The sequence below is a fragment of the Lactiplantibacillus sp. 7.2.4 genome (assembly GCF_018991185.1).
Lineage (GTDB): Bacteria > Bacillota > Bacilli > Lactobacillales > Lactobacillaceae > Lactiplantibacillus > Lactiplantibacillus pentosus.
The window spans coordinates 1-1,233 of sequence record NZ_JAGYGS010000137.1 but is presented as its reverse complement, the minus strand read 5'-3'; the positions used below and the strand labels follow the sequence as shown (position 1 = coordinate 1,233).

The following is a 1,233-nucleotide window of genomic DNA, read 5'->3' as shown; positions in this document are numbered from 1 at the left end:
ATGCAACCTAAGGAATCGTTAATTCGGTTCCTTTTTTTGTGTCTCGAAGTACCGGTCAAAGATAAAACGAAAATTTGCCTTAAAGACTGTCGAACGTTACAATGGGGTGTAAAATTTGAAATTGCACGGTCGTCTTCTGCGTGTGTTCAAGTTGAGACTTCATAAAGATTCTATCAACTGCACTTAATGAAGCGCCAAAATATAACACTTTCACCGCTGAAACAGCTATCCGTTAAAGGAGATGCCAGATTAATGGATGCACATAAAATAGATTTGAAAAAACTAAATAAGGACAAGCAGAAAGCATTCGATATTTTTGGGAAATATGGTAGTTTTGCCACGTTGTATCGGGAAGGGACGGAAGCAGACATTCATTTTGTTGATAACTATATCTCGCTGGCAGCAGTCTATGAACAAAGAAAGCTAGTTGGGTTAGAATGACCTAGTGTTATGTGCATACAACTGTTGAGCAGATTCTGAATTGATGACTGATTTAGAGCGAGTGTCTGCAGTAACTGCTAGTAAGGTGGTTTAATGCGACCTTAAACGGCGATTGTCGATGCACTAATCATGAGTAAAGTGTTTGATAGGCGGTTTGAGTACCGGTTGCTGTGAAGCAGTTAGTAATCATTTAGGACCGTACGTCTTTTAACTGACTCGTCATGACTGCGACAACTATTGTTATGGCGTTACTGGAAAATATTAAAGTATCGCTCGTTGACTGATGAAAATAAACATCGTCTACGAATAGTTTGGCGTACGTATCTGGTTAGATCAATTGCTGACACAGAACTAAGGTCATTTAATTTGGACGGTAACTGTCGCAACCATGTAAAAATCTTGTAAATTCGGGAGCAATAATTGTTATTCTTCCAATTACATGCTATGTTATTAGCATATTTTACGAAGTGGAGTGATAGTTATGGCTCAGATTACTGTGGGGGATCGGGTTAAGTGCCAGAAAAACGGCAATACCGATTATGATTTTTATGCTAAAGTTGAAAAGATTTATGAGAACTCCGCCTTTGTCACCATTACACATTACGATGTCCGTGATGATATCAACGTCTCGGAATTACAATATCGTGCGGTGATTGCGCTTAAGAAAATGAAGATTGCGAAACCAACTGCAGGGGAAGCTAAGGAATTACAAGCTGTTAGCCCTGCGATGTTGGCTGAATAAAAGAGATGATTAATGGAACCTTGTCCAGATAATGGACAGGGTTTTTATTT

The 1,233-nt window shown here is 39.0% G+C and carries 2 protein-coding genes; both read left to right on the top strand.

From position 1 onward, the window contains the following. Nucleotides 1–252 precede the first annotated feature (252 nt). Nucleotides 253–441, top strand: a complete 189-nt coding sequence (locus KGF70_RS16875) for a hypothetical protein (protein ID WP_216769670.1) — start codon at nucleotides 253–255, stop codon at nucleotides 439–441. Between the two features lie 481 nt (nucleotides 442–922). After that, nucleotides 923–1,183 (top strand): DUF2187 domain-containing protein, encoded by a 261-nt coding sequence (locus tag KGF70_RS16870; RefSeq protein WP_003639915.1) that lies wholly within the window; start codon nucleotides 923–925, stop codon nucleotides 1,181–1,183. Nucleotides 1,184–1,233 lie beyond the last annotated feature (50 nt).